At 46.1% G+C, this 18,519-nt stretch carries 19 protein-coding genes; 5 read left to right on the top strand and 14 right to left on the bottom strand.

Annotated elements, in window-relative coordinates:
- Positions 1–78: 78 nt before the first annotated feature.
- The 4 genes from F3J22_RS17000 to F3J22_RS16985 form a co-directional block, all read right to left on the bottom strand.
- A complete protein-coding gene (locus F3J22_RS17000; protein ID WP_167019143.1) occupies positions 79–1,662 on the bottom strand; it encodes a DHA2 family efflux MFS transporter permease subunit in 1,584 nt (527 codons plus the stop codon).
- A 170-nt stretch (positions 1,663–1,832) separates the two neighbouring features.
- Positions 1,833–2,966, bottom strand: a complete 1,134-nt coding sequence (locus F3J22_RS16995; RefSeq protein WP_370459434.1) for an HlyD family secretion protein — start codon at positions 2,964–2,966, stop codon at positions 1,833–1,835.
- A gap of 26 nt (positions 2,967–2,992) precedes the next feature.
- A complete protein-coding gene (locus tag F3J22_RS16990; RefSeq protein WP_167019142.1) occupies positions 2,993–4,366 on the bottom strand; it encodes a TolC family protein in 1,374 nt (457 codons plus the stop codon).
- Entirely contained in the window at positions 4,356–4,988 is a 633-nt protein-coding gene (locus tag F3J22_RS16985; RefSeq protein ID WP_167019141.1) for a TetR/AcrR family transcriptional regulator, read from the bottom strand. The genes F3J22_RS16990 and F3J22_RS16985 overlap by 11 nt, the downstream gene beginning before the upstream one ends.
- A gap of 271 nt (positions 4,989–5,259) precedes the next feature.
- Here F3J22_RS16985 and F3J22_RS16980 point away from each other — a divergent pair, with 271 nt between their 5' ends.
- Positions 5,260–5,745, top strand: a complete 486-nt coding sequence (locus tag F3J22_RS16980; protein WP_167019140.1) for a DUF1440 domain-containing protein — start codon at positions 5,260–5,262, stop codon at positions 5,743–5,745.
- A gap of 354 nt (positions 5,746–6,099) precedes the next feature.
- On the opposite strand, the gene F3J22_RS16975 is transcribed toward F3J22_RS16980, so the two are convergent.
- Both F3J22_RS16975 and F3J22_RS16970 read right to left on the bottom strand, forming a co-directional pair.
- Positions 6,100–6,717, bottom strand: a complete 618-nt coding sequence (locus F3J22_RS16975) for an HAD family phosphatase (protein WP_167019139.1) — start codon at positions 6,715–6,717, stop codon at positions 6,100–6,102.
- A 66-nt stretch (positions 6,718–6,783) separates the two neighbouring features.
- Positions 6,784–7,314: a DUF4251 domain-containing protein gene (locus F3J22_RS16970; RefSeq protein ID WP_167019138.1), complete on the bottom strand. Its 531-nt coding sequence runs from the start codon at positions 7,312–7,314 to the stop codon at positions 6,784–6,786.
- A 167-nt stretch (positions 7,315–7,481) separates the two neighbouring features.
- Between F3J22_RS16970 and F3J22_RS16965 the strand changes: the two genes are divergently transcribed.
- On the top strand, positions 7,482–8,324 hold the full coding sequence (locus tag F3J22_RS16965) for an ankyrin repeat domain-containing protein (protein ID WP_167019137.1): 843 nt from the start codon (positions 7,482–7,484) through the stop codon (positions 8,322–8,324).
- Positions 8,325–8,394: 70 nt separating this feature from the next.
- On the top strand, positions 8,395–8,700 hold the full coding sequence (locus F3J22_RS16960) for a hypothetical protein (RefSeq protein ID WP_167019136.1): 306 nt from the start codon (positions 8,395–8,397) through the stop codon (positions 8,698–8,700).
- A gap of 85 nt (positions 8,701–8,785) precedes the next feature.
- Here the strand turns inward: F3J22_RS16960 and dinB are convergent, their stop codons facing one another.
- The 8 genes from dinB to F3J22_RS16920 form a co-directional block, all read right to left on the bottom strand.
- Positions 8,786–9,907: a DNA polymerase IV gene (dinB, locus tag F3J22_RS16955; RefSeq protein ID WP_167019135.1), complete on the bottom strand. Its 1,122-nt coding sequence runs from the start codon at positions 9,905–9,907 to the stop codon at positions 8,786–8,788.
- A gap of 123 nt (positions 9,908–10,030) precedes the next feature.
- Complete coding sequence (locus F3J22_RS16950) at positions 10,031–13,183, bottom strand: glycoside hydrolase family 2 TIM barrel-domain containing protein (RefSeq protein WP_167019134.1); 3,153 nt, start codon at positions 13,181–13,183, stop codon at positions 10,031–10,033.
- 197 nt (positions 13,184–13,380) lie between these two features.
- On the bottom strand, positions 13,381–13,779 hold the full coding sequence (locus F3J22_RS16945) for a hypothetical protein (protein WP_167019133.1): 399 nt from the start codon (positions 13,777–13,779) through the stop codon (positions 13,381–13,383).
- A 36-nt stretch (positions 13,780–13,815) separates the two neighbouring features.
- Entirely contained in the window at positions 13,816–14,187 is a 372-nt protein-coding gene (locus tag F3J22_RS16940) for a hypothetical protein (RefSeq protein WP_167019132.1), read from the bottom strand.
- Positions 14,188–14,401: 214 nt separating this feature from the next.
- Positions 14,402–14,965, bottom strand: coding sequence for an HPP family protein (locus tag F3J22_RS16935; RefSeq protein ID WP_240155118.1), 564 nt, complete (start codon positions 14,963–14,965; stop codon positions 14,402–14,404).
- An 84-nt stretch (positions 14,966–15,049) separates the two neighbouring features.
- Positions 15,050–15,247, bottom strand: a complete 198-nt coding sequence (xseB, locus tag F3J22_RS16930; RefSeq protein ID WP_167019131.1) for an exodeoxyribonuclease VII small subunit — start codon at positions 15,245–15,247, stop codon at positions 15,050–15,052.
- Complete coding sequence (gene xseA, locus F3J22_RS16925) at positions 15,225–16,664, bottom strand: exodeoxyribonuclease VII large subunit (protein ID WP_167019130.1); 1,440 nt, start codon at positions 16,662–16,664, stop codon at positions 15,225–15,227. Before xseA ends, xseB begins: the two co-directional genes overlap by 23 nt.
- Before the next feature lie 49 nt (positions 16,665–16,713).
- A complete protein-coding gene (locus tag F3J22_RS16920; protein WP_167019129.1) occupies positions 16,714–17,319 on the bottom strand; it encodes a pseudouridine synthase in 606 nt (201 codons plus the stop codon).
- An 82-nt stretch (positions 17,320–17,401) separates the two neighbouring features.
- On the opposite strand from F3J22_RS16920, the gene F3J22_RS16915 reads away from it, so the two are divergent.
- Positions 17,402–17,596, top strand: a complete 195-nt coding sequence (locus tag F3J22_RS16915; protein ID WP_167019128.1) for a YwbE family protein — start codon at positions 17,402–17,404, stop codon at positions 17,594–17,596.
- Positions 17,597–17,656: 60 nt separating this feature from the next.
- Positions 17,657–18,403 carry a LexA family transcriptional regulator gene (locus F3J22_RS16910; RefSeq protein ID WP_167019127.1) on the top strand — a complete coding sequence of 249 codons (747 nt, stop codon included), beginning with the start codon at positions 17,657–17,659 and terminating at the stop codon, positions 18,401–18,403.
- Positions 18,404–18,519: the final 116 nt, after the last annotated feature.

The raw sequence follows: 18,519 nt of genomic DNA, 5'->3' as shown, positions 1-18,519 counted from the left end.
GAATATCGGGGCTTATTTACCTAAACCTACAACTGTTACACTGTTATTGCAACAATTAATTTATAAAGAAGTAAACTGTTAGTGCATATTGCTGGTATCCAGTTTACCTTTTTGTTTATTGCCTTTTACCATCAGTACGAATGGTATACAGATGAGGAACATGACACCGAGGTACAGGAATACATCCATGTACGACATTGTTGCGGCCTGTTTCATCACACTGTAATCGAGGAGCTGATAACCGCTTTTCAGCGCGGTACCTGCATCCATTCCATGTCCCTGGAAGTTGTGCTGCATCTGGGTCGTTCTGTTAATCACATCAGGGTTATTGATGTTCAGATTGGCCACCAGGTCGTTGCGGTGCATCTGTGTACGGCGGGTCATGAAGGTAGTGATCAATGCCACCCCAAAGGAACCACCCAGCTGACGCATCATACCGGTGAATGCCGCACCCTGTCCGATCTGCTGACCTTTCAGGGAAGAAAGTGCCAGTGTGGTGATAGGAATGAAGAGCAGACCCATACCGATACCACGCACGTTCAACATCCAGAAGAAGTTGTTGGCACCGGTATCTGCAGGCGTGAGTACATTATATCCCCAGAAACAGAATACAAAGAACAGGAACATACCACCTGCTACCAGGTATTGTTGCGGAACTCCTTTCTCCAATAGCTTACCGATGATCGGCATCATAAATGCCGTTGTCAGTGAGGCCGGTATCATGAGCATACCCGATTGGGTAGCCGTCCAGCCAAGCGTTCCCTGTGTATACAGCGGAATGATGAAAGTAGAACCATATAAACCAAAACCGAGAATGAAGGACAGGATGGTACCTACGCGAAGGTTCGCATTTTTTAATACCCTCAGTTCCACGATTGGATTCTTGTATGTCAATTCTCTCCAGATGAAGAAGAAGAGTGATAATGCACTTGTTACCGCCAGGAGGGTAATCATCGGATCGTTGAACCAGTCGTCTTCCTGACCACGTTCCAGCACATATTGGAGGGAACCTACACAGGCTGCGAGTAAACCGATACCGAGGAAGTCAATTTCGCTGGCAGATTTCTTCTCACCATATTTCGGGCTGCGTACGAACTGCAAAGTAAGCAGGGTAGCGATAATACCGATAGGAATATTGATATAGAAAATGTAAGGCCATGCATAGTTATCGGTAATCCAACCACCTAAAGGAGGACCTAAGGTAGGGCCGATGATAACACCTAAACCATAGATCGCCTGGGCAGTACCGCGTTTTTCCGGCGGATAGCTTTCCGTGATGATCGTTTGAGACGTTACCAGGAGTGCACCACCCCCAACACCTTGAATGAACCTGAATAGCACCAGTTCCCACATCGTTGAGGAGTTACCACAAAGGAAGGAAGCTACGGTAAATATGACGATGGATACCGCGAAGTAGTTACGGCGACCGAACTGCTGGGATAACCAGCTGGTCATTGGTACGATAATTACGTTACCGATTGCATAGGCCGTAATTACCCAACCAATTTCACTCATGGTGGCACCCATGTTACCACGCATGTCGTTCAATGCCACATTCACGATCGTGGTGTCCACGATTTCCAGCAGCGCACAGAAAATAGCTGTGATCGTGATGATCACCCTGCGCGAGCCGTATTCTATTAAAGATTCTTGTTGTAGCATGGAGTAATTATGTTGTCATTGAAAGCAGCATGACCAGGAACTAATAATTAATGCCGTAACTGGTTTCCTTTTGATTGTATCTATAATTAATGCTAATGATTTCCGCCGTTGAATTGGATCGTGGTCACCGATTAATTATTAATTCCGGGTCATTGTGCTTCCGAATATTTTTAGTTGAGATGTACGTCTACAAGAACGTTCATACCTGGGCGCAGTTGCTTCACCAGCTCGTCGTTAGGATTGTCGAACTCGATTTTCACAGGAAGACGCTGTACAACTTTTACGAAGTTACCAGAAGCGTTGTCCGGAGGCAGCAGTGCGAATTTAGCACCGGTTGCAGGCGCAAAGGAAGTGATTTTACCCATCAGTTCTTTACCACCGAAAGCATCTACTTTAACAGCTACTACCTGGCCCAGTTTCATTTTCTCCAGCTGTGTTTCCTTGAAGTTAGCCACTACCCAAGGGGTGTTGTCCAGCACAATGCTGAAGAGCGACTGACCTGCATTTACAAACTGTCCTGGCTGTACATAGATTTTAGACAGTACGCCATCTTCCTGCGCGATGATTACAGCATAGCTCTGGATCAGTTTCGCATCAGCGATATCAGTTTCGCGCTGTTTGATAGCAGCATCAGCAAGGCTGATCTGTTTACCGGTAGCAGCACTCTGAGAAGATACTACGTTTGTCTGGCGGGAAGCAGCTGCTTTCTGTTTCTGTAAAACATCCAGCTGACGTTCAGCAGTTTGTTTTGCAGCCAGCGCCTGCTCATATTGCTGTTGGGTAATAGAGTGGTCCTGGATCAGGTTGTTGTAACGCTCGTAATCCTGGTTAGCTCTCCAGAGGTTTACTTTGGCAGCTTCTATCTGTGCATCATAGGTGCTTACCTGTGCCTGCGCAGTGCTGATACCTGCTTCTGCAGCAGCAGTAGAGGCCGCGGCAGCATTTCTGTTTGCTTCAGCTGTAACCATTGCAGCTTCGGCAGACTGTACCTTGATGGCCAGGTCACGATCGTCCAGAATAACCAGGGTATCGCCTTTTTTAACGTGCTGGTTATCTTTTACAAGAACTTGTTTAACATAACCGGAAACACGGGGAATAACCGGGCTAACATTTGCATCGATCTGCGCGTTGTCAGTTTCTTCGTGATGTTGACCGTGAATGTATTTAGTGACACCGAATGAGCCACCACCGATTACCAGCGCTGCCAGTACGATGACGAACCCTTTACTACGCTTTTTAGGAGCGGTTGTTTCCTGCATGGTTGTATTATTAGTATGGTTTGAAGCTTTAGTTTGCGTTTCCACAGCTTTAAAGTTTGTGTGTGTAAGGATTATTTATTTGCCTGTTCCAGTAAACCGGCAGCTTTCAGCAAATTGTTGTAAGCTACCAACGCATCTGCTTTTGCATAAGCATAGTTCAGATGAGACTGAAGATTTGCTACGGCAGCATCCAGTAAATCGGTTGTGGTTGCCAGCGCATTTGCATGTTTATTCTTAGTGATACGGTAATTCTCTTCTGATTGTTCTATTGCCTTTACGTAAGTATCCATCTTTTTATGACTCAACAGATAATTTTCGTATGCCTGGTAAACATCCAAGTGAATGTTATCGTTGATCCTGGCTTCGTTTGCACGAACCTGGGCCAGCTGTGCATTTGCAGCAGCTACCTTGGATTTGTTTTTCCAGAGAGAGTGTACATTGTATTTCAGACCTACACCGGCAGTAACTGCGTTGGTGATGGTGATAAAATTAGGAATGTAGGCAGCTACATAACCACCGGTCAGTGCCAGCTGAGGATACATTTCACCTTTCACCATTTTAACGTTGGAGGTAGCAGCACCTTCACGAGCCTGTAAGGATTGTGCATCTTTACGGTTCTGATAAGCCAGCTGCTCGAACTCAGCAACACCGCGGGTGTCCTGTGCAGCACCACCAACAAAGATGGTAGAGTCTACCGCAAGAACAGTGTTGTCAGGTAACCCCAGCATGATGTTCATGTTCAGGTTAGCCACTTTCTGACTGTTCTCCGCATCCATGAGCAGGAGCTCGTAGTTAGACTGCTGTAACTCGGCTTTCAACAGATCGTTGCGGGCCAGTAAACCGTTCTTTTCCATGTTGGAGAAGTCCTTCACACGGCTGGTAGCCTGTTTCAGGTTTTCTTCCATCAGCAACACGCTCTGCTGTGCTTTATAAAGATTGCTGTAAGCAGCGATCGTGTTCTGCATTACATCTTCTTTATCTTTGTCTGCATCCAGTTTAGCTGCAGTAGCCAGGTAGCGGGATGCCTGTTTACCGTTCTGGATCATCATACCAGCAAACACCGGGATAGACAGGTTAGCCATTCCATAGGCAGCACTGTTCACCTTAGGCATTTCTGAACCACCGGAACCGGAACCACTGCCTGAATTGCTTTGTCCGAATTTCAGGTCGATGTTTGGATTGGTTAGTCTCATGTAAGCCCCGGTAACGCTCAGGTCAGGTAGCTGACGGTCGTTGGCTTCTTTCACATTGGCGTTTGCTTCTTCAATCTTAGCCTGACTTACTTTTAACTGTTTACTGTTTTGAATACTCAGCGATATGGCTTCACTTAACGACAACTGCTTGGTAGCACCTTGCTGCTGTGCGGAGGCTGCCTGAAAAACCAGGGTCAGCAGGATTCCCGTTGTAAGCGCATATAATCGTGCGTATATGCTTCTAGAATTCATGTGTAAGGATTGCTTTAAACAATTTTTTTAAATAAGCACTTACCCTGATCTTTAAATATTCTCTGAATTCATCTTCAGGCATATGTGCGAATTCGGGTTCTGATCTTATAAATGACTTTGCTGGCATTACCTGGTGAATAGTACCAAAAAGCGTAGACATCAATAATACCACGTCTACATCTTTGTAGAAGGTTCCATCCTCCTGCGCTTTGGTAACAATCGGCTGAATCAACCCCATCATTTCCACTTTTAAATCCCAGATCAGATCTTTTACCGGACTCTGGTCCCGGTTCATCTGCTCCCGGTTCATAATACACTGGAAATTCTGTTCATTCAGCAACTTATTCACAAACCGGTCTATCAGCGCATATAATTTTTCCATCGGACCCATGGTATCATTTTGTACCAGTTCCTGGATAAATGAACGGGATGCGTTCATGCGATACCTGAATACTGCCTCCAGTAATTTCTCTTTGGAGCCGAAATAATAAGATATCATGGCAATGTTCACATCCGCTTCCTGCGCAATATCCCTGACCGAAGTGCCATGAAAGCCCTTGTCGGCAAACAGCCGCTCAGCAACAAATAAAATCCCGAGCTGTTTTTCACTGTATACTTCCATGTTCCTTGTCTGATTTGTTAGTTTGACAAGGCAAAATTAAACAAACGTTTGATTTAAACAAATTTTCAATTAATCGTTTGTTTAAATTTTTTTATTTATAATATATAAAGAACTATATTTGAGAAAGAAGGAAGCATAAGATTTTTTTCTCTTTACAGTTTCTTAACTTCAACGCCAAAATTCTCTTAAATCTTCCCGCAACTGAAGACGATACTCCCGGGGAAATATTTTAACTTAATAGAAATAATCTGCTTATTTAAAAGCCACAAATATGGAAAAGACCCGACAATACGGGAAAATCACCACCCCCATTATCGCCGGCGCTGCACTGCTGGCAGGCACCCTGGACCTTGTCACCACCCTGATCATGTACGTGCTCAGAACACACCGGCCCTTCACTGATATATTATTATTTATATCCAGTGCCCTCTTCGGTCCCGCTGCCTTCAGCGGACACAAAGCTATGCCATGGTTTGGCGTGCTTATTCACTATGCCATCGCCTTCGTATTCTCCACCCTCTTCTTCGTCCTCTACCCGCTGATAAGAAAAGGCATCCGGAATACCTTCCTCATCGCCGTACTTTACGGCTGCTTCATATGGGTGATTATGAACCTCGTGGTATTACCCATGACGCATGTAAAACCCGTTCCCATTACAACGTTTGGCGTTGCAGTAGGTGCAGGAATTCTTATTCTGATGATAGGATTACCGCTGGCAATTATCGCTAACAAGGTGAGTAAGCCGGCAACTGCTTAAAATTAAAAAGAAGGGCGGGCGCTTCAATATAAAAAGCCCGCCCTTGCACATCTCGAACCATTGCAAGATGTTGTACCTGTTTATCAACCGTATTTAGAACTTATTTTTATAAGGCAGACCCATAGCGCTCTACCGGCCAGGTCTGGCCCCAGTTATTTTTTAGAATGGTCGTAATCTGATTATGCCCGGCAGAATTCATGTAGGTTAACAATAGATATGGCTATTTTGAGTCACCCTTCCGGGTCTTATGTTGTTTTTGTTATTATACTAACAGGAACATCCTTAAAATGTTCAATATTTTTTTTATTCTCATAAAAGCAATCCACCTGCGGGTGCAGATAATCGGGTTATTACCTACACCGTCAGGCCATAGGTGGCCAGTTCAGCTAATGTACCTTCATAACTTCTATGGCAGATACTATTCAATCCCAATCCACGGGCTACATCTACAAACATATCCCTGTCTTCAATATATACCACTTCCTCCGGCTTTACCTGCGCAATATCCAACGCAATCCTGTAAATATCCGCATCAGGTTTTCTGAAATGTACAAAGCAGGAAGAAATAAAAAAATCAGCAATAGCCGATATCCCAAACTGATGAATACGATGTGTATTCAACTCCCTACCTTCATTGTTCACGATAGCCACTTTCAACCCATGCTTCACCTTCAGCAGCCTGATTAATTCCAGCATACCGGGCAATGCGGCCGTCTGGTCAAACATAAACTGCCGGAACGTTTCTTTCGAAAATTTACGCGGGGTATAAAACACCACCCGGTGCAAATACTCATCCAGCGTGAGCTTCCCTTCTTCATAGGTATCAAAGGTCAGGTGATGCCGCTCCTCTGTTTCCACCGCATCCAACTCAAATTTTTCAACGGCCAGCTTACGGGCCTTCCTGTCCCAGCCATTGGTCAGCAATACGCCGCCAATATCCAGGAATAAAGTGGTGATCTTGTGCTTGCTCATAACGATAATAAATTACAGGAGCCGGTAGTTGCATTCATCCTTTCCCTGCCAGCTCCTGTATAACAACTATTTAGACTTACTCTTTGTTTTAGGATCTTTCTTCTCTATGAAATAACCATTAAAGTTAATTGGCTGACGATTGTTGCTCGTCACCTGCAACGAACCATATCCATCAGTACCCATCGTCATAAATACCGTTGCAATTTCCCGCTGGTCCTTTACGGTAATGGTTATATCCCAGCCACCTTTCTTACGTTCTTCTACCTTGTAACCGAACTGCTTCGACTTGAATGTCAATGGAGATTTAGTGACGTCCATCGGCGCCGTATAGGCGCGACCGTAGTATGGCAGATAACTCTCCAGACTGTCTTTCGTAACGCTGAACGAATATTCGCCCGACAGCTGAACGGTCCTCCCAGACATAGGCAACGCACTTTGTGGAACAAAAACATACTGCTGCGCATCCAGCCATGATTTCACAGCTGCCTGTTTAGCGGCTTCCTTCTCCGCCCTGGTTTCCTTTTTCTGCGCGGAAACGCCGGATATTGAACCTGTTAACAATATCCCCAACATAATAGGAATGAAAATGCTTTTCATATACGCCTGTTTAAGTAACAACATCGTTGTGATGTGCTATCTAAATTTCGTAAAAATTCAAATCCAAAAATGTTTTCACTGATTTCCTCCTACACTATTAACAAATTAACTAAATTGCGAATATATTTCATCCGCAATCCCGCCTTAGTTTCACCATATAACGGTCTATGCATCGAATCACTCTTCCGGAGTTAATACGCAAAATACGAACCAGCGAGCAACCAGATGAAATCATTGCCTATATCAGCCAAAACCTGCCCTATCTTTCCCGCGACTCGCAATCTATGTTGCTGGGGGAACTGCTGGAATACCAGGACACCTTTTTTGAAGCTGCCGAACTGCTGACAACCGTCGGACAAGCAGATATTCACTACAAAAAAGAAGGAATGATCCCGATCGTTTTCTGTGCGGTAGGCGCCAACAAACCACTGGCCGTAGAATATGCACTGGCCAAAGGCGCCAGTCTGCATATCGACAGCCCGGATTACCTCTTCGCGATTGCCTACATCTTCCGGGAACACCGGTTGAGTAATATTTCCGAGATGCTCCTGATTCTCATCCAGCGCAACATCCATTTCAACTTTGTGCTGGCGAGTCTGGAAACCCCGCTCCTGCTGGCCACCCGTTATAATGCCCACCCGGAAGTAGTACATTTTCTCGTGGAAGAACGGGTAGATAAATATGCCTATGATGAAGATGGTTTTACCGCCCTGCACTATGCTGCCTTCGGTAAAGCACCCAACCTGCATCGTTCCCTGATCACCACGGTAGACGATGTATTGCTGACCACCCAATTTGCCACCAGCATGGAACCGGTGCCCAACTGCGTAATACGTGTAGAAGCGGAAACCACGTTTGAAGAATTTATCTATATCGCACTCAATGCATTCCTTCATACCAGGCACCTCATGTACGAGGAAATCTTCGAAAAATACTATTTCCGCCTGCATACCATAGCAGAACATATCTCCACGATCTGGGAAAAGGCCGGGGTAAGAAATTCCGGATAATTCTGGAAATATCCCGGAAATTTGTATTTTAGGAATAGAACACCAAATCCTAACCTTAAAAGAACCAAACATGTTAAGTACCCTGACCGCACTGTGCCTTCTTTCATTTGTTGCACATGTATTCCTGTTATTCACCGCATTTAACAAAAGTGGCGTCAACAAAGGAAAATATCTTTGGTCGCACATTACCCTCTGGCTCGCCGGTATACTGGCCTGCGTTATTACCCTGATGTTTGCCGGCAAAGGCGTTTCTTCTCTGGTGGATGTTTTCGATACCCCGGTAAAATCCGGTATGCTGATCGTGCTGGCGTTTGCGCTGTCGCTGATTGCACATACCGTAGTGCGGAAGCTGGTGATGCCGCGTTATGCGAAGTAATTGAATGCTAAGTTTTTTTGAAAAGCAGGCAAATGCCTGCTTTTTTTATTTTCTTTTTCTCCCGGAAAGGATATAGTGCAGAAGATTATTCTTCGTCGAAGTTAAAAAGAGAAAGCTGGGGCGAAGGCCCTTCCTTGCCAATACTGACATGTGCTTCACCGAAGTTGGAGACAGTGATACCCAGCAAACGAATGGGATATTCTCCCGGCGAAGTAGCCGCCAGCAATTGTTTGGCAGTATCCAATATTGTCTGGAAATCGTTCAGCGGATAGGGAAAAGATTGGTTCCTGGTGATCTGTTTAAAGTCGTTATACTTAATTTTAAGCGTAACGGTACGGCCTTTCAACTGATGCCTCTCCAGCCGGCCGGCCACGGTGGCAGCTATTTTGGTGAGTTCCTCATGCATGGCGTCTACCTGTGTGAGGTCTTCCGGAAAAGTATCTTCTGCACCAACAGATTTGGTTTCGCGGTGCGGCTGCACCGGCCTGTCGTCGATACCACGAACAATCCTGTAGTAAAATGCCCCTACCTTCCCGAAGTATTGCGTCAGCTGCGCTTCTGTGAGCTTTTTCAGATCGGCGCCGGTATACAGGCCCATCTTCTTCATCTTGTCTGCCGTAACACGGCCAACACCATGAAATTTCTCTACAGGCAACTGTTCCATAAAGGATTCTATGGCAGAAGGACCTATAAACGTAAGCCCGTCGGGCTTCTGCAGATCAGAAGCAATTTTTGCCACGAATTTATTGATGGAAACGCCCGCGGATGCGGTGAGTTGTAATTCATCACGGATCGCCTGTTTGATCTGCTTTGCTATCTCAATGGCAGAACCTATCTGTGGTTTATCTACCGTAACATCCAGGTAAGCCTCATCCAGAGATAACGGCTCTATGATATCCGTATAACGTGAGAATATCTCCCTGATCTTCCTGGATACTTCTTTATAGGCGTCAAATCTTGGTTTAACAAATAGTATATGCGGACAAAGCTGTAAGGCACGCTTGCTGGGCATGGCAGACCTTACACCAAATTTCCTCGCTTCATAACTGGCCGTAGCCACCACGCCTCCCCTGCCTTCCGGTGAACCACCCACTGCAATCGGCTTTCCGCGGTACATGGGGTTGTCGCGCTGCTCCACAGACGCATAAAATGCATCCATATCTATATGAATGATTTTACGCAGATGACTATGTTTACTATTGTCCATGAATACTTGCAGGCTATCCCGCAAAGATACACACAAATAACTACTTACTTTTTCGTGCCAAATGAAAAAAGCCGCCTCATAAATGAGACGGCCCCCTTCGTGTTCGCTTGCCAACGAATAGCTTTATTTAACCGGTCTGATTACGTATTCATATTTCGTATCTGCAAATGGTATACGGTACTGCTGCAATGGCTGTGAACCCCAGCTATCGATACCCTGTACACCTGATTGATTCAGGTCCACATGCATAAAGATTTTATCACGCGCCACCAGCTCACCGGAATGGTACTGATGCTTGTCTGGCGCCGGATCCAGGTCATCTACGCTGTAAGGCAGCGCAGAGAAACTGATCGGCTGTTCCAGAGCTTCAATACGAATACCTTTACCTTTTTTGTTGGTCATCGTCACCCAACGTACTTCTGTTTTATTACCACTCTCCTGCGGGCGTGCATAAGGGAAATATTGTCCTGCAACATCCCCGTTATAAATACCTACAAAAGAAGCTGTTTTTCTATCCCAGTAGTTCTCCCATGGACCACGGCCATAATACCTGATCTGATCAAAAGATCTGGCCAGTTGTAAATCCGTGCCATAACGTAGCAACATTTTCTGTTTGCTGCCGGCATTACATTGCAGGGCATTACTCACTTTGATGGTACCATCTGCAAAAACGGTGAATTCCTGCGTGGTAGCGGCATCAACACCTGGCAGCTGCGCCTGGAAGGTCACTTTAACAGCATCGTTCGTTTGCTCCATTTTATTTGTAACGGTCGCGTTTTCGTAGACATTCCTCCATGCACGCATGGAATGATTATACCCCGCGCCAATGTCGTTATCTGTTGGTGCGCGCCAGAAAGCAGGCTGCGGACCACTTTCCACCACATTTTCTCCATTGATGCTATAACTGCCCAGGATACCTTTTGTTTTATCGAAGGTAACAGCGAAGCCATTTCCTTTTACCACCAATGTTTTAGCATTATTTTCATCTACAATGAGCTTACCGGCGGTTGTCTTGAGACCCGCTTTCACAGGGAGTTGTACGGCAAACTGTTCTGCCGCCTGTTCATAGCCTGCCGGCAGGAAAGGCTCTTCTTTTTTCAGGTTGTACCGTACGTTCAGGTAGTATTCCTTCGCTGCATCCATTTGTTTTTTAGGAGAGATGGTGAAGCTGGCAGAATCCTGCGGCGCTACCTTCAATTCAGCAATGGTACCGCGTTCTACAACATTTCCATCTTCCAGTAATTCCCAGTTTAACTGGTAATTGGAGAGATCACGGAAGAAATACCCGTTACGAACATTGATTCGTTTATCTGTTAATGTAGTATGAATATGCTGGTATACTTTTTTCACTTCTACCGCCATCGGTGTCAGCTCGCGGTGGGCCGTCACCACACCTTTCACGCAGAAGTTGTTGTCGCTGAAATCTTCGTTGACAGGACCACTCAGCGGGAAATCGCCACCATAGGCCAGTATACGTTTACCATTCTTAACCGTGTCGATACCCTGATCTATCCACTCCCAGATGAAGCCACCCTGCAGGTAAGGATTATTTTCTATGGCCGACCAGTATTCCTGGAAGTTACCCAGACTGTTACCCATGATATGCGCGTATTCGCTCATGATCATTGGTCTGTCGGGGTTACGCTGTGAATACTTAATAAGTGAGCCTGGCGAAGGATATTGCGGCACGATGATATCGGTATTGTAATCTCTTTCTGCGCGCTCGTATTGTACCGGGCGGATATCATGTGATTTAAGCCAGTCGTAGGCTTCGTAGAAGTTACATCCGTTGCCGGCTTCATTTCCCAGCGACCAGGTGATCACCGCAGCATGGTTTTTATCGCGTTCGTACATACGTAAGATACGCTCCAGGTGCGGTACACGCCATTGTTTATCGTTTGCAAAGGAATAAGCCAGGTCATAATAACGGCCATGCGACTCGATATTGGCTTCATCAATTACGTACAAGCCGTATTCATCGCAAAGCTGCATCCAGTAAGGATCAGGAGGGTAATGCGAATGACGCACCGCGTTCACGTTCAGCTTTTTCATCATTTCCATATCCTTGCGCATATCTTCATGCGATAGGGTATGGCCCTGTGTGGCATTGTGTTCATGCCTGTTGACACCTTTGAGGAAAACACGTTTACCATTAACGAGGAAATTCCTGTCTTTCAGCTCAACAGAGCGGAAGCCTACCCGTTGCGGGATTACTTCCAGCACCTTGCCGTCTTTATCTTTCAGGGTCAGTAAGAGCGTGTACAGGTAAGGTACTTCGGCCGACCAGGTATTTACATTTGGAAGCTCTTTACTGAAGCTCACTTCAGATTTATAATTTCCCAATACCTTTTGTACCCCGGTTGTTTCATCGCTGTACACTGTTTTGCCTGCTGCATCCTGGAGGGTTACAGCCACAGCAAAAGTATCTGGCTTACTATGATTGGTATGCTGATCGATGCGGTAATTATCTACCTCTACATTTAATTTCAGGGTACCATTTTTATAGGTATTGTCCAGTCCGGCCATTACCTTAAAGTCCCTGATATCCAGTTTGGGTGTGGCATAGAGGTATACTTCTCTTTCAATACCGGAGATGCGCCACATATCCTGGCATTCGAGGTAAGAGCCATCGCTCCATCGGTAAACCTGCAGTGCTACCAGGTTTTCGCCCGGGTGCAGGTATTTGGTGATATCAAATTCTGCTGCCAGTTTGCTATCTTCAGAATAGCCAACTTTTTTTCCATTTATCCAGATGAAGAAAGCGGATTTAACAGCGCCCAGGTGAATGAATACCTGTTTACCGTTCCAGTTTTCCGGGAGGGTAAACTTTTTACGGTAAGAGCCGACAGGGTTATTATCTTCCGGAATATCGAAAGGTGCATTCAAATCGCTGCCTGTTTTCTGGCGGCCGGCAAATTCGTATGGCTGGTTAACGTAAATAGGCAGGCCATATCCGTTTACTTCCCAGTTGGCAGGCACTTTGAAGTTATCCCATCCACTGTCATTAAAGTCTGGTTTGTAAAAATCCTGGGGACGTTTGCGGGGGTCCTGTACCCAGTTAAACTTCCATGTACCGTTGAGCGACAGGAAATTGGCTGATTTCTCTTTTTCCCTTTGCTGTGCCAGCGACGGGTTTTCAAATGCGAAAGCTGAGGCGCGCATCGGCATTCTGTTTACCGACACTACTTCCGGGGTTTGCAGTTCCGTAGGTAGTTGCTGGGCCTGACTTTTCAGCGCCAGCGCCGTACACGCAGCAAGAATTAGTTTTCCTTTCATTGTTCTTAATATGTTTACTGTATTACTGCTACAGTTGCCATAGGTGGCAGTAATGCTAAGAAAGCCATATTTTTCCGAATCCGGCGAATAATTGTGATGAGCGTAAAAAATACGTTTGTCCGGCTACGTTAGGAATAAAAAACAAAAGTCCCCCTGCCACCAGGCAGGAGGACTCCTTCACACTACAACATCAATCATCAGTCTTTAGGGAACGGCGCATTAGTAACAGCGGCCAACCGTTCTTTAGATTTAGAGATGCGTCTTCCCCGGAAAAAGAGGTAGAGATTGAAGAATAGCATAATACCGAGATATATCAGGAAACCACCGATTTTGGTGCTGAGTACTTCCAGCATTTCCTGGCTACCAGCCAGTTTATAGCTGATGGTCATTATCCACAGGGAGAATCCCAGGTTGAGCAGGTAAAATCCTGTTTCGAACAAACGGTTGGTGGCCATGGCTATTTCAGCTTTGCCGTGAAAGATATCCAGCATGAAAACCCTGCTGTTTTTGAATAAGGTATGCGCCACGAACCAGGTTACGATTACTACCACAGGGAGGTAGATCAGATAGGCAATACTGTTGAAAGAGGTGAGCATATGAAGATATTTTTATGTGAGAAGAAATAATGCAGATTAAGGTTGTGGAGCGGGTAAAACCTGCGAAGTTTTTTCACGCTTCCTGCCCAACAGGTAAATCGTTGCCATATTCACCCAGTGGATCATCCCCATTGTTATCATGATCCTGCCACACATGGTGGCCACCGATTCTATCAGTTGCTGCCAGCTGCTCAGGTGCTCCCAGAACCCTATCATGATGATGGCGTAGCCCAGGTTGAGGAGGTAGTAACCTATCAGCAGGAGCTTATTTACCGAGTCTGTCAGGCCCACATCTCCCTTAAAAAAATAAAGGATAAAATGACGGCCATTATGATAAAACAACCATCCGGCAAGTATGGTGATCAGCCCTGTGATAAAGAAATAGATGATATAAGCAAGGATGTTCATAGCCTGTATCGTTTATGAAAACAAAGCTATATCAGATTTCCGAACTTTCAAAATTTTCTGAAAATTTAGTACTTACAAACTAAATAAAATTTATCAGGAGGGGTTATAAAGAATTGAAATTCAGTAATATGATTTTTTCAGAAAAATGCAGTGCAGGCACTGCTCCCGCTTTGCGGGAGCAGTAAGGGGGTAATAAACGATCGAAAAAATGGTATTACCACCAGCGTTTCCCGGCAGGATATTCCCGGATGCTGGTCATATTATTCACGACAACAGCCACCAGCAGCAAAATGGCGACACCGCTAGCCACCGGGCTCAATACATACCAGTAACCGAGTTTTCGGATGGCAGGAGAACCGGCAATAGCCAGCAAGGCAGTGGCGCCACCAGGAGGGTGTACGGTTTTCGTCATCTGCATCACGATCAGCGAAACTGCCACCGCAGTAGCGCAGGCCAGCCATTCAAACTCCGGCCACGGTATCAGGTAACGAACGGTAACACCCACGATAGCACTGAAGATATGTCCGCCGATTAGATTGCGGGGCTGTGCCAGCGGGCTTTGTGTATGGCCGTAAATCAATACGGCGGATGCTCCGAAGGAGCCTATCAGAAAGAGGTTATCTTTAACAGGCAGGTAATAATGACTCAACATCCCCACCGCTGCAATTCCAATAAATGCCCCTATAAAAGACCAGATAATATTTGCCTTGTCTATCAGGGTTTCGCGGTACATCACGTACCGCGCTATGCGCATGCTGCGTTTAATCTTATGTCTCATAATCGTCCGGGCGCAAAAATAAAAAGTTCCGGTAAGATTATCAATGCAATCTTACCGGAACCTTCCTGTTATTCGTTGTCCTGATTACTCCGACATCTGTTTAATGATATTATTCACCTCTGTTTCGGTGGCACGCAGCTTCTGCTGGCAGAATGCGATCAGCATGGCTGCCCGCTTGACTTTATCAGCCAGCAGGTCCACGGAAACGGTCTCCATTTCTATCTCTTCCGCGATCTCCTGTAATTCCCGGAAAGCATTTTCATATGTCAGTTCTTCCCCCATCGTCTTGAGTTTTTTGTTGGATAATTGCTTCGGCGCTGCCGTCGTGCATCATGATATTAATCTCCTCTCCTGCTGTCAGCTCGGTTGCGGAAGTAATGATTTTTCCTTCTCTGTATAATAATGCAAATCCACGTTTGAGCATACTATCAGGTGCCATCAGGCGGAACAATTGCTCCTGCTGTTTTAACGCGGCCTGCTGGTGTTGCAGCATAACCCTGCTGAAACTACGCAACTTACTGACGGTATGCGTTAGCTGCTGTTGCCTGCCGGCGGTAGTCAGCTGTGGTTTTGCGGTAATAGTATTAGACATACTACGCAGGGCCTGGTGCCTGGCAAACAGCACCTGTTGCGTGTTCTGACGAATATCGTGCTTGTATTGCATCAGTTCTTCCCTGCCTGTTTCCAGCAAAGAGCGCACCTGGTGCACTATATGGCTTTGCAATACATTCAATTCCCTGCTGCTGGCGGCGGTCAGCTGCTGCGTCAGTATCAGCGTCTGTTGCTGCAAACTCAGCAATTTATCTTCGAAGGCCCTGTTATGTGCAATGATCAGCTCTGCCGCCTTGGTAGGGGTTTTGGTGGCTGTATTGGCCATAAGGTCTACGATGGTTTCGTTTTTCTGGTGCCCGATACCTGTAATTACGGGAATGGGAAACCTGGCCACTACCCTGCCCAGCTGATAGCTGTCGAACAACAGAAAATCCGTTTGTGCACCGCCACCACGGATAATCACGACGGCATCATATGGTTTGTTAGACAGAAAAATATCTACCATTCGTTGCTGTACCACATCTGCATTGTTTTCCCCCTGAACAACGGTAAAGTAATTATCCAGCTGAAACGTATAGCCGAAACTGTTATTCACCAGGGTATGGTGAAAGTCCTGGTAGCCGGCAGAATTACCGGAGCTGACTACGGCAATGCGCTGTATCACCAGTGGCAACGGTAGCTGGTGATTGCGGGTGATATATCGTTCGCCTTCCTGCCAGATGCTATCGGGATTTTCCTGTACCAACCGCTGTAATATCAGCTGTTTCTGGGCTTCCAGCTGTCCTATGGTAAAATTAATGTCGATGTCCTGCAAGGTAATCTGCAGGCCGTGTACCTGGTGGTAAGCTACAGATACCAGTGCGAGGATATGAATATTATTCCGGAACTGTTGTCCGGTGAGCAGCTCAAAAGCCTTTATCTGTTTGGCTCCCGGCCCCCATGCTACGCCAGGTATCCGGGCGATGATGTTACCGCCGGTTTCATCTTTCTCTACCAGATCAAAATAATGGATACCTTTTTGTGCATACCAGGAATAGCTGGTAACATCTGCCTTTACCCAAAAGCTTTGTCCCGCAAATGCATTTTGCAGGGCATGGCGAATCCTCGTGGTGAGGTCCGACAGTCGTATGGGTGATACCGGCGTCATATAATGTGGTGATAGTAAAGATAGCAAAAAAGCCTGCTCAGCGCGCGACTCAGCGGTAGTTCTTTATGTTCAGTCTGTTGAAAAATTCTTCTTCGGGCAGCTCCCTTACCTCGCCGGCCTTCATATCTCCCAGCTGCAAATCTTCAATAGAAGTGCGTATGAGCCGCTGGCAGCGATGCCCGATGGCCAGCATCATTTTACGTACCTGGTGGAATTTCCCTTCGGTCAGACTGATGCGCAGCCAGGTATGCGGATGATCTTCAAAATCGCCTTCCCGCACCGTGAGGTTCAGCGGCCTTTCCACGATCTCGGCCTCGCAGGGACGTGTGAGATATTCTTCATGAACACCTGTTCTGATGGCCACACCTTCATTCAGCATTTTTACCTTTTCCGGCGGAATGATATGTTTCCCCTTTACAAGATAAGTGCGTTTATGCGGTACCGTATCTTCAAACAGGAGCCGTGTCACTTTCTTGTTGGTGGTAAGGATCAGCAATCCTTCAGAGTCATTGTCCAGGCGCCCGATGGCGTGTGTACCCTCAGGGAAATCAAAATCGAGGTCGCCCAGCAGCCGTACATTATCCGGACTGACAAACTGGGAAACCATCTTATATGGTTTATGAATAATAAAATATCGGTGACTGCTCGCTTCCATGGGGCACGAATGTAGGTCATTTATATCAAAAAGCGGGTCGGGCTGAAATGCTTACCTTTGCGGCATACTGCAATTATTTATCATGGACGGACAATATAGAAAAGACGTATACCCAGGCCTGGAAGTGGGCATCATCCTGAAGAAAGATCAGCGCAGCGGTAAAAAGACCTATGGCATTGTAAAAGACCTGCTCACCTCCGCACACTATCATTCCCGGGGCATTAAAGTGCGGCTGGAAGATGGCCAGATTGGCCGTGTAGCGGAGATAATAGGATAATTTCGCTTACCTTCGCCCGCTCATTGCACTTACTAACTCATTAGCTTACTAAAACGACAGATGGATCAGTTTTTATTTCACTGGGCAGGTAATCTCAGGTTGTTAAGACAACGGAAAAATCTGACCCGCCAACAACTCTCCGACGCCACCGGTATTAAGATCAGCCGGCTGGCAGCCCAGGAAACGGGCAAAACAAGAAATCCCAAAATGGAAGACCAGGTACGTATCTCCACCTACTTCAACATCTCCATTGATCAGCTTATCAGAACAGATCTTGCTACATTAACCGCTGAACAGTTATACGAGCTGGAAACAGCAGGGCCGCTGGATATCGCCGGCAAACATATACGTGTACTGCCAATCACCGTCAACAACGACAACGAGGAAAACATGGAATTTATTCCGTTAAAAGCGCAGGCAGGCTATGCACAGGGATTCAATGATCCTGAATTCATTGCATCACTGCCGAAGTTTACCCTGCCGGGTTTACCGCGTGAAAAAACCATTCGCATGTTCCCGGTAAGTGGCGACAGTATGCAGCCCATCGCTGATGGCAGTCATATCATCGCACAGTATATAGACGACTGGTCGCTGATTAAAAAAAATGTGCCTTGTGTAGTGGTGTTGAAAGAAGATGGCATCGTATTTAAACTGGTAGATAATTCCATGAAAATGGATGGTACCTTACGATTACATTCACTCAATCCTTTGTATGAGCCGTTCCGTGTCAATGCCAGTGAGGTATTGGAGATATGGAAATTTATTGGATATGTGAGTAAGGAGATGCCGGCCGCTATCGCGAGTTAATTTTTTTTATGAGAGATATTAAATATCTGGTTTTCGTGCGGCCCTTCGGGCCGCACGAAAACCAGATAAATCTCCCGGGTGCCGAAGGCGACCGGGGTAGCATTGATTTTATGGGC

Source organism: Chitinophaga sp. Cy-1792 (genome assembly GCF_011752935.1).
Classification (GTDB): Bacteria; Bacteroidota; Bacteroidia; order Chitinophagales; family Chitinophagaceae; genus Chitinophaga.
This window is presented reverse-complemented; position numbering and strand designations above follow the sequence as displayed.